Raw genomic sequence first — 13,827 nt, 5'->3', positions numbered from 1 at the left:
AGCTCCTGTGAGGCGGTGTCCATGACATCCGCCGCTGCGTTGTCCGCCCGGCGCTCCTCGCTGCCGGGAGGCCGACGCCTGCCCACCCCAGGGCCACGAGCCGTGCTCGGTTTCCTGGGTCAGTTCGTGGTGTGGTTCGTGATCATCGCGGCCGGCGCGGTCATCCTCCTCGGTGTCGCCGCGCCGCGGCTCGTCGGAGGAGAGGCGTTCACGGTGCTCAGCGGCTCGATGCGGCCCGGCATGCCGCCGGGATCGCTGGTGGTCGTACGCCCGGTGGACCCGGCCACGCTCCAGATCGGGGACGTGATCACCTTCCAGCTGAGGTCGGGGGAGCCGACGGTCGCGACCCATCGCATCACCGGCATCGGCACCACCACCAAGGGCGAACGGGTCTTCACGACCCGCGGTGACGCGAACGACGCCGAGGACGTGAAGCCGGTGCGGGCGGTGCAGGTGCGCGGAGAGCGCTGGTACTGGCTGCCCTACGTCGGCCATCTCAACTCGCTGCTGAACGGTGAGCAGCGCGCCATCACCCGGCTGGTCGGCGCCGGGCTGCTCATCGGCTACGCGCTGGTGATGTTCGGGGGCTCCATCCGCGACCGTCGCCGGGAGCGAGCCGAGGACGCAGAGGTGAAGCCATGACGGCCGTACGCCTCCTGCTCGCGCTCCTGGTGATCTCGACCGTCGCCGCGGCCGCACCGGCGGCGGCGACCGAGCCGGTGCAGCTCAGCAACGACGGCCGCACCTGGGCCGCCGACCTGCCCCGGCCGCTGTTCGAACCGGAGGTGCGCTGGGTTCCCGGCGACTCCCGAGAGGCCACCTTCTGGGTACGCGACGCCGGAGAGAGCCGCGGAGCGCTCACCGTGAGTGCCGACGTCCGTGACACCGACGGCCTGCTCGCCGAGGGTGCGATGAGTCTGCGGCTGCGCCGAGGGGAGGGCGAGTGGCAGGACGTACGGCCAGGAGCCCGCGCCGAGCTGGGCCGGCTGGAACAGGGCGCCCGGGACCGGATCGGTGTCGCCGCGACCTACGCACCGGGGGCGGGCAACGACACGATGGACCGGTCGCTCACGTTCAGCCTCGACGTACGGCTGATGGGGGAGGATGCGACCGGGTCGGGCGATGACGCGCCGCCAGGCGGTGATGCCGCGGGCGACGGTGGTCTGCTGCCCGAGACCGGCAGCCCGGTGACGTGGTGGCTGATCGCCCTGGCCTCACTCTCGATCGGCGGGGGCACGGCCCTCGTCCTGCGCAGCAAGCGAAAGGGAAGATCATGACCAGTCCACGACGGCGCCCGGGTGCCGCGCTGCGGCGTGCGGCGAGGTCCGCGCGCCTACGCGCGCTGCTCGCTCTCGGCGTGGTCGTCTCGATCGGGGCGACCGGGACGCTGGCCTACTGGACCGACACGGTCGATGTCACCGGAACCACGCTGACCACGGGCACGCTCGACCTCCAGGTCAACGGCGCCGACCCCTACACCGGTTTCACCGCGCTGAGTCTGACCGGCATGTACCCGGGCACGTCCTCGGCGGGCATCCTGACCGTTCAGAACGTCGGGTCGATCCCGCTGAGCTACACGATGACGAGCGGCTCCTCGACCACCACGCTGGCCCCGCTGACCCTCAAGGTCACCGCCGACACCAGCGTGACCAACGACGGCACCCTGAACCAGACCTGTCCGGGCACGGCGCTCGCCGGCACCGGCGGCCCGCTGCCGTCCTCCGGCATCGCGACCGCGCGCACGCTCCAGCCGGGCACGTCGCAGACCCTCTGCCTGCAGGTGACGCTCGGCACCGACGCCCCCGACACCGCCCAGGGCCGCTCGAGCAACCTCACCTTCACGCTCACCGGAACCCAGCTGCCGTGACCCGGCTGCAGCGCCTCGCCACCGTCATCGCCCGGCGGGCGGGCGATCTCGCGCTCACCCTGGCCGCGGTGGCCGGCGTGGTGTGCCTGCTGACGCTGCTCGCGGGGGTCGCCTTCGACGTACGGCCGCTCGTCTTCCGGTCCGGATCGATGTCACCGGCGATCCCCACCGGCTCGCTGGCGCTGGCGGTGCCGGTCGACCACCGCGAGATCGCGGTGGGTGATGTGATCTCGGTGCCCTACGAACGTACGCGGGTGACGCACCGGGTCGTCTCGATCGACCACACCGAGGCGAACTCGCTGCTGATGCTGAAGGGCGACGCCAACGAGACCGCGGATCTGCGTCCCTACCAGGTGACCGCCGCCGACCGGGTCGTCTACTCCGTGCCCCATCTCGGAGCGGTGATCGCCTGGCTCTCGCACCCGCCGGGGATCTTCGTGCTCGCCGGCTACGCGGCGCTGCTGCTCACGATCCTGATGCGCCGCCGGGCGAACCCGCCTGCTCCGAAGACCCCCGAGACCCCCGAGGTCCCCGAGCCGCCGGAACCACCACAACCCGCGCCGAAGCCGCCCGCGGGCCGCCGAGGACGGCTCGCGTTCGCTGTCCTCGTGCTCGCGTTCCTGCTCGGCACGGCGATGCCACCGACCTGGGCAGCCTGGACGGACCCGGTGGACGTCACGGGCGCGACGCTCGGCACGACGAGCCTCGTCTCGCCGACCGCGACGCCGTCCTCCGGCGGAGGCAACGGCACCGGGACCGGCAACTGCCAGGCGCAGAACCAGGCGCTCGGCAGCATGATCACGCTGCGTTGGGAAGGAGTCGCACCGGCCTCCGCCCCGCCGCTGGCGAGCTATGACTACCAGCTGCAGTTCTTCAACCGGAGCACCAACCAGAACCAGGGCGCCGCCTTGACCGTCGCCCATTCCGGGGTCGCCGGATCGAGGCAGGTCTACCAGCAGAACGCGACGACGCTGGGCAACCTTCTCGGCCTCAACCTGCTCTCCAACACCCGGCTGCAGCTGCGGGTGCGCTCCCACCTCATCGGCAGCAGCTGGTCCGGCGCGACGACCGTCCAGGTGAACTTCTCCAGCAGCGCGGTGCTCGCCTTCGCCTCCTTCGAGTGCAACACCGCCTGAGCCGAGTTCCGCGCGGCGCTCGCCGCGAACTACGCTTCCGAGGTGACTGCACCGACCATCGGCGTACTCGCTCTCCAAGGCGATGTCCGCGAGCATTTGGCCACGTTGACCCGGCTGGGGGTCAAGACCCTTCCCGTACGCCGCCAGGCCGAGCTGGACACCTGCGACGGGCTCGTCCTCCCCGGCGGCGAGTCGACCACGATGTGGCGTCTGGCCAGGACCTTCGAGCTGCTCGAGCCGCTGCGGGCTCGGGTCGAGGACAAGATGCCCGTCTTCGGTACGTGTGCCGGGATGGTGCTGCTCGCCGAGCGCCTGCTCGACGGTGCCGAGGGCCAGGAGACGATCGGCGGCCTGGACATCACGGTGCGGCGCAACGCGTTCGGTCGCCAGACCGAGTCTTTCGAGACCGACCTGACCGTCGCCGGGGTGAAGGACACGGTCCGGGCGGTCTTCATCCGGGCGCCCTGGGTCGAGGCGACCGGCCCCGACGTGGAGGTGCTCGCGAGCGTGGCGGGCCACCCCGTCGCCGTACGCCACGGGCATCTGCTGGCGACCTCCTTCCATCCCGAGGTCAACGGCGAGGACCGGTTGCACCGGCTCTTCCTCGACACCTGCTGGTGACCGTGACCGGGGCCACGTAGTTAGAATGGACACCTGCTGCCCTGTGACGACTCCGGAGGCGGCTCGACAAGCACAGCGACGACGCGGGGCAAAGGACGGTTTCAGATGAGCGGCCACTCCAAGTGGGCAACGACCAAGCACAAGAAGGCGGCGATCGACGCCAAGCGCGGCAAGCTGTTCGCCAAGCTCATCAAGACGATCGAGATCGCGGCCAAGACCGGCGGTCCCGACCCGTCGGGCAACCCGACCCTCTACGACGCGATCCAGAAGGCCAAGAAGCAGTCGGTCCCCAACGACAACATCGACCGCGCGGTCAAGCGCGGCGGCGGGCTCGACGGCGGCGGCGTCAGCTACGACACGATCATGTACGAGGTCTACGGCCCCCAGGGCGTCGCGCTCCTCATCGAATGTCTGACCGACAACCGCAACCGCGCGGCCATGGAGGTCCGCACCGCGGTCACCCGCAACGGCGGCACCATGGCCGACCCGGGCTCGGTCTCGCGGCTCTTCGACCGCAAGGGCGTCGTCGTCGTGGCCAAGGCGCAGGAGGGCAAGGAGGTCTCCGAGGACGACCTGCTCGAGGCCACCCTCGACGCCGGTGCCGAGGACGTCAACGACCTCGGTGAGACCTTCGAGGTCGTCTCCGACCCCTCAGACGTTGTCGCGGTCCGCACCGCGCTGCAGGACGCCGGCATCGACTACGACTCCGCCGAGGTCCAGTTCGTCGCGAGCATGGACATCCCCGTCGCCGACGCGCCGTCGGCCGAGAAGGTCTTCAGGCTCATCGACGCCGTCGACGACCTCGACGACGTGCAGAACGTCTTCTCCAACGCCGACATCCCCGACGAGGTCATGGAGACCGTCGACGCCTGATCGCTCCGCTGGTCGAGCTGCGAGCTGGGCCGTACGGCGAACCGGCTCATTCTCGGGCCGGATGCTGGGTACCCGGAAGGTCACGAACCGCCACGAGGGCGGGTTCGCACTGGAAGGAGTACACGATGGGATACGGCGTAGGAGCGGTTCTGCTCGTCGTCGGACTTGTCCTGGCGTTGGCTGTGCACGTCTCGGTCAGCGGGGTCGATCTGACCCTGATCGGCTGGATCCTGGCCGCTGTCGGAGCCGTGGTGCTGATCCTGACCGCTGTGACCCTGAACACCGGAGGTCGGTCACGCACGGTCGCGAGGCGGAGGCATGCCGACGGTACGGAGACCGTCGAGGAGCGACGCACCGACATCCTGTGAGCACGGGGGCCTCGACCGCGGGACCTCCGAGCACGTCGCATCCTCCTGAATGAGGGTGTCGCGAGCCCGGAGGCAGCAGCCGACCGGTAGTCTGCGAACAGACGTTCGACACCCGGCCGGCTCGGTCGTTGTGGAAGAGGTGCTCCAGTGCGCGTGCTTGGGATCGACCCCGGCCTGACCCGGTGCGGGATGGGCGTGGTCGATGGGTCGCTCGGCCGGCCGCTGTCGATGGTGGACGTCGGAGTGATCCGTACGTCCTCCGACCTTCCCGTCTGGGAGCGGCTGGTGAGCATCGAGAAGGGGATCGACGCCTGGATCGAGGAGCACCGGCCCGACGCGGTCGCGATCGAGCGGATCTTCGCGCGCTCGAACGTCTCCACGATCATGGGTACGGCCCAGGCCAGCGGCCTCGCCATGGTCTGCGCCGCCCGGCGCGGACTGCCGGTCGCCCTGCACACGCCCTCGGAGGTCAAGGCGGCCGTCTCCGGCAACGGCCGAGCCGACAAGGCTCAGGTGACCGCGATGGTGACCCGGATCCTGCGGCTCCCGACCCCGCCGAAGCCCGCCGACGCCGCCGACGCGCTCGCGCTGGCCATCACCCACCAGTGGCGCGGAGGCGCCCAGAACCGCATCGAAGCCGCGGTGGCCGCGGCAGGGAAGGTACGCAGATGATCGCGTCCGTGCGCGGCAAGGTTGCCGCCGTCAGTCTCTCCACCGCCATCGTCGAGGTCGGCGGCATCGGGATCGAGCTGCTCTGCACGCCCAACACGCTGGCCACGCTCCGGACCGGTGACGAGGCTCACCTGCCGACCAGCCTGGTCGTGCGCGAGGACTCGCTGACCCTGTTCGGCTTCACCGACACCGACGAGCGCACCCTCTTCGAGCTGCTCCAGACCGCCTCCGGCGTCGGCCCGAAGCTCGCCCAGGCCATGCTCGCCGTGCTTTCGCCCGACGGCATCCGTCTGGCCATCGCGGGCGAGGACGCGAAGACACTCACCAAGGTCCCCGGCATCGGCCAGAAGGGCGCCCAGCGGATCATCCTGGAGCTCAAGGACAGGATCGGCGCGCCGACCGGCACCGCCTCCGCCCCAGTGCCCGCCACCGCAGCGGCCCCGTGGCGCGACCAGGTCACCGAGGCCCTCGTCGGCCTGGGCTACAACGCCCGAGACGCTGACAAGGCGGTCACCGCCATCGAGCCCGAGGCCGGCGACCAGGCCAACATCTCGTTGCTGCTGCGTGCGGCCCTGCGGACCCTATCTAAGGCATAAGGACCCATGCACGAGGATGACCTGGACCGGGCCGAGGAGGACTACTTCTCGTCGCTGACCATCGCCGAGGCGGACGGGGACGACCGGGCCGTCGAGGCGGCGCTGCGCCCCAAGACCCTCGACGAGCTGATCGGACAGCAACGCGTCCGCGAGCAGCTCGGCCTCGTCCTGGAGGCGGCGCGGCAGCGCGAGCGGGCCCCCGACCACGTACTCCTGTCCGGGCCGCCGGGCCTCGGCAAGACCACCCTCGCGATGATCATCGCCGCCGAGATGTCGGCGCCCCTGCGGATCACGTCGGGCCCGGCGATCACCCACGCCGGCGACCTGGCCGCGATCCTGAGCGGGCTCAACGAGGGCGAGGTGCTCTTCGTCGACGAGATCCACCGGATGAGCCGGCCCGCCGAGGAGATGCTCTACCTGGCGATGGAGGACTTCCGGGTCGACGTGGTCATCGGCAAGGGCCCGGGCGCGACCGCGATCCCGATCGACCTGCCGCCGTTCACGCTGGTCGGCGCGACCACGCGGGCCGGCCTTCTCCCGGGACCGCTCCGGGACAGGTTCGGCTTCACCGGTCACCTCGAGCTCTACGACCCCGCCGACCTCGAGCTGATCGTGCGCCGTTCCGCCGGCCTCCTCGACGTCACCCTCAAGGACGACGGGGCCGCCGAGATCGCCGGCCGCTCCCGCGGCACCCCACGGATCGCGAACCGGCTGCTGCGCCGCGTACGCGACTATGCCCAGGTCAAGGCCGACGGCACGGTCACCCAGCAGATCGCCGAGAAGGCCCTGGACCTCTACGAGGTCGACCCGCTCGGCCTGGACCGCCTCGACCTGGCCGTCCTCGACGCCCTGTGCCGCAGATTCGGCGGTGGCCCGGTGGGCATCTCCACCCTCGCCGTAGCCGTGGGGGAGGAGCGTGAGACGGTCGAGGAGGTGGCCGAGCCGTTCCTGGTGCGCACCGGCTTCCTGGCCCGTACGCCGCGTGGCCGGGTCGCGACCCCGGCCGCTTGGGAGCATCTCGGGCTGCCGGTACCGGCCAACGCCGAGGCTGCGGCCTGGTCCAGGGAAACGCTCTGGGATGAGGCCTGATTCACAGTCTCAACCAGGTGCCTGGTTAGACTTGCACGTCGCCGTGCGCCTGCCGGCGACCACTCAGACTGTCGGAGCCGAACCCCCGTGGAATTCCTTCCTTTTATCGTCATCATCGTCCTGTTCTACTTCTTGTTGATCAGGCCGCAGCAGAAGCGTGCGAAGCAGGCGCGTGAGCTCCAGCTCAACCTCCAGCCGGGTGACCGGGTGATGCTGACCGCCGGGCTCTTCGGCACGGTGACGGAGGTCGAGGAGACCACGACGAACATCAAGGTCGAGATCTCCGACGGCGTCGTCATCCAGGTCGTGCGCCAGGCCGTGGCCCAGAAGGTCACCGAAGCGCCTGCCGAGGAGATCGACGAGGACGCCGCCGAGGAGCCCGAGGTCGAGGCCAAGGCCGACGAGACCCCTGAGGGCGCCGAGAACGTCATCGTGGACCTCGACAAGAAGGACTGACCCACACATGGCACGCAAGACAGCGCGCCCCGGCCGGACACTCGCACTGCTCTTCTTGGCCATTGCGATCATGTTCGGCGGCATCGCGTACGCCGGCACCTGGAAGCCCGAGCTGGGCCTCGACCTGCGCGGCGGCACCGAGATCTCGATGACCGCGGAGAACACCGAGGGCGGATCGGTCCCGAGGGAGAGCCTCGACGAGGCCAAGTCGATCATCGACCAGCGGGTCAACGGCTCCGGCATCACCGGCGGCCGAGTGACCACCGAGGGCAGCGACGTCATCAAGGTCTCCATCCCCGGCACCGGCAAGGTGCAGCAGGAGACCGCAGAGCGCGTCCGCCAGACCGCGAAGCTCCGCTTCCGCCTGGTCGCCTGCAGCCCGCAGAAGCCCTGCGGCGCCGCGGACCCGAGCGGCTCGATGGTCGAGGACCCCTCGACCGGAACCGTCCCGGGCACCTCCCCGCGTGCGGCGTTCGGCAGCGAGACCGCCAGCGCTTCCGAGACCGCGAGCGCGTCGGAGAAGCCCTCCGAGAAGGCGTCGGAGAGCGCCGACCCGAGCGCCAGCCCCTCGGCCTCGGCGGGCGCCGAGTCCGAGAAGCGGAGCAAGAACTCGGTCGTCCCGGTCGACGAAGCGGTCGAGTTCATGCGCAACGTGCCGCAGGAGTGGGCGACCGCCTACAACTCCTTCACCTGCCCCGCCCCGGGCGCCGAACCGGCCGAGGACGTCGCGGGTGAGCCGCTGCTGACCTGCGATGAGGACGGCGTCCCCTACCTGCTGACCGCGGCAGTCATCGAGGGCACCGAGATCAGCGAGGCCTCCTACGGCATCCCGCAGCAGCAGGCCAACTACGTGGTCACCCTGGACTTCAAGTCCGACGGCAACAAGGTCTTCGCCGACACCACCGGCAACATCGCCGGCACCGGCGAGCAGTTCGCGATCGTCCTGGACACCAAGGTGATCTCGGCCCCGACCGCCGACTCCCGGATCAGCGGAGGCGCCCAGATCAGCGGCGACTTCACTCAGGAGTCCGCCGCCGCGCTTGCCAACAACCTGAAGTACGGCTCGCTGCCGCTCGACTTCCCCGAGGACGGCATCCAGACCCGGGTCATCGGCCCGACCCTGGCCGGCAACCAGCTCACCGCCGGACTCTGGGCCGGCCTGATCGGTCTGATCCTCGTGGTGATCTTCTCGATCCTCTACTACCGCGCGATGAGCATCGTGGTGATCGGGTCTCTGCTCGTGGCGGGTGCTCTGACGTACGGGATGATCCTGCTGCTCAGCGAGACCGCCGGCGTCACCCTGGACCTTCCGGGCGTGGCCGGTCTGATCGTCGGTATCGGCATCACCGCCGACTCCTTCATCATCCTCTACGAGAGGATGCGTGACGACATGCGTGATGGCCGCTCGATGCGGGTGGCCGTCGACACCGCCTGGGTCCGGGCCCGTAACACGTGTCTGGCCTCCGACGGCGTCTCGTTCCTGGCCGCGTTCGTGCTCTACGTCTTCGCGACCAACGAGGTCAAGGGCTTCGCCTTCATGCTGGGCCTGACCACGATCATCGACGTGCTGGTGTTCTTCTGGTTCACCCACCCGATGACCAAGCTGATGGCCGGCTGGGGCTTCTTCAACAAGGGCCACGTGCTCTCCGGCATGGACAAGCGCGCAATCGGCACCGTCGACGCCCCTACGGGCAACACTCTGGTCGGAGGCAAGGCCTGATGAGCAAGTTCTCCTTCTCGCGGCTCGGCAAGGAGCTCTACACCGGCGAGAAGTCCTTCGACTTCGTCGGTCGCCGGATGCTCTGGTACGCCGTGTCCGCGGTCGTGCTCGTGGCGGTCGTCCTCGGTGTCTGGCTGCAGGGCATCAACCTCGGCATCGACTTCACCGGTGGCACGCGCTACACGGTGACCGTCGCGCAGGCCGACCAGGAGCTCGCCGACGACCTGCGTGCGGCGGTCGGCGACACGGCGGTCGAGGCCGCAGACGGCGCCACGGTGCGCACGGCCGGTGGCAAGTCGATCGTCATCGAGACCAAGGCGATCGCCAACAACTCCGAGGCCGACGACTCGATCATGGCGGCGATCACCAAGACCGCCGACGTGGCCGAGGACGACGTCAGCCGCACCGGCATCGGCCCCAGCTGGGGTCAGCGGGTCGCCTCCAAGGCGGCCCTCGCGCTGGGCATCTTCCTCGTCGGTGTGGTCCTGTTCATCTGGATCTACTTCAGGGAATGGAAGATGTCGGTCGCGGCCGTCGTCGCGCTGCTCCACGACGTGGTGATCACGGTCGGCGTCTATGCGATCGTCGGTTTCGAGGTGACTCCGGCAACGGTCACCGGCTTCCTGACGATCCTCGGTTATTCGCTCTACGACACCGTCGTGGTCTTCGACAAGGTCAAGGAGAACACCCGCAACCTGTCGCAGAGGAAGCAGACCTACGCCTACGCGGCCAACCTCGCGGTCAACCAGACCCTGGTCCGGTCGATCAACACCTCGATCATCGGTCTGCTGCCCGTCGTCGCGATCCTCTACGTCAGCACCGTCCAGCTCGGCACCTCCTCGCTGAAGGACATCTCCCTGGTCCTCTTCATCGGTATGGCCGTCGGCACCTACTCCTCGATCTTCATCGCCACCCCGCTGCTGGTGCACCTGAAGTCGAAGGAGAAGGACGTCGTCGACGCCGAGAAGCGTGCCGCGGCGCGGATGAAGGAAGCCGACAAGTACGCCGCGGTGCCGGTCTTCGACGAAGGCATGCCGGTCGCGGAGAGCGACGAGCCGGACGAGCTTCGCGAGGGCTCCTCCGAGGACCTTCACGAGGCCGGCGTGAGCCGGGGCACGAGCCCCAACCGCTCCGCGACCGGTCGGGGCCGCAACGTACCCGACCAGCACCGTGAGGTCTCCGACAGCGGCGCCGCCGGGCGTCCGCAGCCGAAGCGTGAGTCGAGGTCGAAGCGGAAGTGACTGTCTCCGAGACGGCCGCTGGTGGCCGGTCGCTCGAGGAAACCCTCGAGCGGCTGGTCGCCGACGTTCCCGACTTCCCGGAGCCGGGCGTCGGGTTCAAGGACATCACCCCGCTGCTGGCCGACCACGCCGGCTTCACCCAGGTGGTCGAGGCGCTCGCCGCTCCGGCGCGCGACGCCGACGGCAACGTGAGCGTCACCAAGGTGCTCGGCATGGAGTCGCGAGGCTTCATCCTCGGCGCCCCCGCCGCCCTGCACCTCGGCGTGGGCTTCGTGCCCGTACGCAAGGCCGGCAAGCTTCCCCGCGAGACCCACGCGGTCTCCTACTCGCTGGAGTACGGCGAGGCCACCCTGGAGATCCACACCGACGCGGTCGCGCCGGGGGAGCGGGTGCTGGTCATCGACGACGTCCTCGCGACCGGTGGCACCGCGGCGGCCACGATCGAGCTCGTCGAGCGCTGCGGCGGAGTCGTCGTGGGCGTCTCGGTGCTGCTCGAGCTCGGCTTCCTCGACCCCCGCAGCAAGCTGCCGGACACGCCGGTGCACTCGCTGTTGGTCAGTTGACAGGTCCATCATGCAGGTGCGGTCCTAGCCAATGCTCCGGGTGCGGCCGGTAGACTCGGTGCATGGCAGAGGATCGCATCGTCGCGCAGCCTCGTGCGCACAACATCGAGGCGCGGGAGAGCAGTGGCCCGGCCCCGTCGGGACGCAGCGTCCGTGCGCGCCTGGCCAGGATCGGCGGCCGTGGCACGCCCGGCAATCCTGTGCTGGAGCCGCTGTTCCGGGCGGTGAGGTCCAACCACCCGAAGGCCGACCTGCCCCTGCTCGAGCGGGCCTACGTCACCGCCGAGCGCCTTCACGGCACGCAGATGCGCAAGAGCGGCGACCCCTACATCACCCACCCGCTCGCGGTGACGACGATCCTCGCCGAGCTCGGCATGACCGAGCCGACCCTGGTGGCGGCGCTGCTCCACGACACCGTCGAGGACACGCCCTACACGCTCAAGGAGCTCACCCGGGACTTCGGTGAGGAGGTCGCCCACCTGGTCGACGGCGTCACCAAGCTCGACAAGGTCACTTACGGCGACTCCGCGCAGGCCGAGACCATCCGCAAGATGGTCGTGGCGATGTCGCGCGACATCCGGGTCCTGGTGATCAAGCTCGCCGACCGCCTGCACAACATGCGTACGCTGCGCTACGTCCCGCAGAAGAGTCAGGAGCGCAGCGCCCGCGAGACCCTCGACATCTATGCGCCGCTGGCCCACCGGCTCGGCATGAACACCATCAAGTTCGAGCTCGAGGACCTCGCCTTCGCGACCCTCTACCCGAAGATGTACGACGAGCTCGTCCGCCTCGTCGCCGACCGCAACCCGTCACGGGAGAAGTTCCTGGCCCAGGTCATCGACCAGGTCGAGCGCGACCTGCACGAGGCCCGGATCAAGGCGACCGTCACCGGTCGACCGAAGCACTACTACTCGATCTACCAGAAGATGATCGTCGGCGGTAAGGACTTCTCCGACATCAACGATCTGGTCGGCATCCGGATCCTGGTCGAGGACGAGCGCGACTGCTACTCCGTCCTCGGCATCCTGCACTCGCGGTGGAACCCGGTCCTGGGGCGGTTCAAGGACTACATCGCGATGCCGAAGTTCAACATGTACCAGTCGCTGCACACCACCGTGATCGGCCCCCAAGGCAAACCGGTCGAGCTGCAGATCCGCACCTTCGCGATGCACCGCCGCGCCGAGTTCGGCGTCGCCGCCCACTGGAAGTACAAGGAGGACGGCCGCGCCGGTGTCGACACCGACCGGCCGATGGACAACGACATGAGCTGGGTCAAGCAGCTCATGGACTGGCAGTCGGAGGTCAACGACCCCGGCGAGTTCCTCGAGTCGTTGCGCTTCGAGATGAAGCGCACCGAGGTCTACGTCTTCACGCCCAAGGGCGACGTGATCGCGCTGCCCGCCGACGCGACCCCGGTCGACTTCGCGTACGCCGTCCACACCGAGGTCGGCAACAAGACCATCGGTGCCCGGGTCAACGGTCGTCTGGTGCCGTTGGAGTCGACCCTGGAGAGCGGCGACGTCGTCGAGGTCTTCACCTCCAAGTCGCCCAACGCCGGCCCGTCGCGCGACTGGGCCTCCTTCGTCAAGTCCAACCGGGCCAAGGCGAAGATCCGGCAGTGGCACACCCGCGAGCGCCGCGACGAGGCCATCGAGAAGGGCCAGGACGCGATCGGCCGGTTGATGCGCAAGGAGGGCCTGCCCCTCAAGCGGCTGATGTCGCGTGAGTCGCTGATGCAGGTCGCCGACCACTTCGACCTCGCCGACGTCGAGGCGCTCTACGCCGCGGTCGGCGAGAGCCACCTCTCCGCCCAGGCGGTCGTACGCCGCGTCATCGAGGATCGAGGCGGCGACGAGGGTGCCGCCGAGGATCTCGCCGAGGCCATCAACGTCGGCCGCCGGCGCCACGGCAAGGTCTCCGCCGCCAACTCCGACGCCGGCGTGATCGTCAAGGGCTCCCCGGACGTCTGGGTCAAGCTCGCCAAGTGCTGCACACCGGTGCCCGGCGACGACATCCTCGGCTTCGTGACCAAGGGCGGGGGAGTCTCCGTCCACCGCACCGACTGCACCAACGCCGCCGAGCTCCGCTCTCACCCCGAGCGCCTGCTCGAGGTCGAGTGGGGCTCCACCTCCAACTCGGTCTTCCTGGTCAACATCCAGGTCGAGGCGCTCGACCGGGCCCGGCTCCTCTCCGACATCACGATGGCGCTCTCCGACGCCCACGTGAACATCCTCAGCGCCCAGCTCACCACCACTCGCGACCGTGTCGCGAAGTCTCGGTTCTCCTTCGAGATGGCAGACTCCAAGCACTTGGACACCGTCTTGAAGCAGGTACGCACCGTCCCCGGCGTCTTCGACGCCTACCGCGTCACCCAATGAGAGAGTGAGCAAGCCGATGGACCCGTTCACCTGGTTTCTGATTGCCGTAGGCGTCCTGATCGTCGGCGCCATCGTGTGGCAAGCGGTGAGAAAGTCATCTCGAGGCGTCGACGAAGCTGTGGCCAACCGGAACAGGGGTCAGGCGCTGGGCAAGGGCGAATACTACGGCGGCCCGCCCCACGGCGGCTCTGACGCCGGTCCTCCCGCCGGCGGCTTCTGAGCCGACGGCGGCGCCGGCCTGTAACCC

At 69.3% G+C, this 13,827-nt stretch carries 16 protein-coding genes; all 16 read left to right on the top strand.

The window, feature by feature from the left end; all coding sequences use genetic code 11:
• Positions 1–21: 21 nt before the first annotated feature.
• The 16 genes from ACFV9G_RS08450 (at position 22) to ACFV9G_RS08375 (ending at position 13,800) form a co-directional block, all read left to right on the top strand.
• Positions 22–642, top strand: coding sequence for a signal peptidase I (locus ACFV9G_RS08450; protein WP_378726699.1), 621 nt, complete (start codon positions 22–24; stop codon positions 640–642).
• Positions 639–1,277 carry an LPXTG cell wall anchor domain-containing protein gene (locus ACFV9G_RS08445; RefSeq protein ID WP_378726697.1) on the top strand — a complete coding sequence of 213 codons (639 nt, stop codon included), beginning with the start codon at positions 639–641 and terminating at the stop codon, positions 1,275–1,277. Before ACFV9G_RS08450 ends, ACFV9G_RS08445 begins: the two co-directional genes overlap by 4 nt.
• Positions 1,274–1,867, top strand: a complete 594-nt coding sequence (locus ACFV9G_RS08440) for a SipW-dependent-type signal peptide-containing protein (protein ID WP_378726695.1) — start codon at positions 1,274–1,276, stop codon at positions 1,865–1,867. The genes ACFV9G_RS08445 and ACFV9G_RS08440 overlap by 4 nt, the downstream gene beginning before the upstream one ends.
• Entirely contained in the window at positions 1,864–3,003 is a 1,140-nt protein-coding gene (locus ACFV9G_RS08435; RefSeq protein ID WP_378726693.1) for a signal peptidase I, read from the top strand. Before ACFV9G_RS08440 ends, ACFV9G_RS08435 begins: the two co-directional genes overlap by 4 nt.
• Positions 3,004–3,045: 42 nt before the next feature.
• Positions 3,046–3,624, top strand: a complete 579-nt coding sequence (pdxT, locus tag ACFV9G_RS08430) for a pyridoxal 5'-phosphate synthase glutaminase subunit PdxT (RefSeq protein ID WP_378726692.1) — start codon at positions 3,046–3,048, stop codon at positions 3,622–3,624.
• A gap of 105 nt (positions 3,625–3,729) precedes the next feature.
• Positions 3,730–4,497 (top strand): YebC/PmpR family DNA-binding transcriptional regulator, encoded by a 768-nt coding sequence (locus ACFV9G_RS08425; protein WP_378726691.1) that lies wholly within the window; start codon positions 3,730–3,732, stop codon positions 4,495–4,497.
• Between the two features lie 125 nt (positions 4,498–4,622).
• A complete protein-coding gene (locus ACFV9G_RS08420) occupies positions 4,623–4,865 on the top strand; it encodes a DUF6458 family protein (protein ID WP_378726690.1) in 243 nt (80 codons plus the stop codon).
• Between the two features lie 147 nt (positions 4,866–5,012).
• Positions 5,013–5,537: a crossover junction endodeoxyribonuclease RuvC gene (gene ruvC / locus ACFV9G_RS08415; RefSeq protein WP_378680464.1), complete on the top strand. Its 525-nt coding sequence runs from the start codon at positions 5,013–5,015 to the stop codon at positions 5,535–5,537.
• Entirely contained in the window at positions 5,534–6,133 is a 600-nt protein-coding gene (gene ruvA / locus ACFV9G_RS08410) for a Holliday junction branch migration protein RuvA (RefSeq protein WP_378726688.1), read from the top strand. Before ruvC ends, ruvA begins: the two co-directional genes overlap by 4 nt.
• A 6-nt stretch (positions 6,134–6,139) precedes the next feature.
• The gene (gene ruvB / locus ACFV9G_RS08405) at positions 6,140–7,222 is read left to right on the top strand and encodes a Holliday junction branch migration DNA helicase RuvB (RefSeq protein WP_378726686.1); all 1,083 of its coding nucleotides are present in this window, start codon (positions 6,140–6,142) and stop codon (positions 7,220–7,222) included.
• A gap of 87 nt (positions 7,223–7,309) precedes the next feature.
• Positions 7,310–7,678 (top strand): preprotein translocase subunit YajC, encoded by a 369-nt coding sequence (gene yajC, locus ACFV9G_RS08400; RefSeq protein ID WP_378726684.1) that lies wholly within the window; start codon positions 7,310–7,312, stop codon positions 7,676–7,678.
• 7 nt (positions 7,679–7,685) lie between these two features.
• A complete protein-coding gene (gene secD, locus ACFV9G_RS08395; RefSeq protein WP_378726682.1) occupies positions 7,686–9,398 on the top strand; it encodes a protein translocase subunit SecD in 1,713 nt (570 codons plus the stop codon).
• Entirely contained in the window at positions 9,398–10,639 is a 1,242-nt protein-coding gene (gene secF / locus ACFV9G_RS08390) for a protein translocase subunit SecF (protein ID WP_378726680.1), read from the top strand. Before secD ends, secF begins: the two co-directional genes overlap by 1 nt.
• Positions 10,636–11,202 carry an adenine phosphoribosyltransferase gene (locus tag ACFV9G_RS08385; protein ID WP_378726678.1) on the top strand — a complete coding sequence of 189 codons (567 nt, stop codon included), beginning with the start codon at positions 10,636–10,638 and terminating at the stop codon, positions 11,200–11,202. The genes secF and ACFV9G_RS08385 overlap by 4 nt, the downstream gene beginning before the upstream one ends.
• A gap of 62 nt (positions 11,203–11,264) precedes the next feature.
• Positions 11,265–13,580 (top strand): RelA/SpoT family protein, encoded by a 2,316-nt coding sequence (locus ACFV9G_RS08380; protein WP_378726676.1) that lies wholly within the window; start codon positions 11,265–11,267, stop codon positions 13,578–13,580.
• Between the two features lie 4 nt (positions 13,581–13,584).
• Positions 13,585–13,800 (top strand): hypothetical protein, encoded by a 216-nt coding sequence (locus ACFV9G_RS08375; RefSeq protein ID WP_378726674.1) that lies wholly within the window; start codon positions 13,585–13,587, stop codon positions 13,798–13,800.
• Positions 13,801–13,827: the final 27 nt, after the last annotated feature.

The sequence above is a fragment of the Nocardioides sp. NPDC059952 genome (genome assembly GCF_042730435.1).
Classification (GTDB): Bacteria; Actinomycetota; Actinomycetes; order Propionibacteriales; family Nocardioidaceae; genus Nocardioides.
Note: the sequence above shows the minus strand (reverse complement) of the source record. Positions and strands in the feature narration are given on the sequence as shown.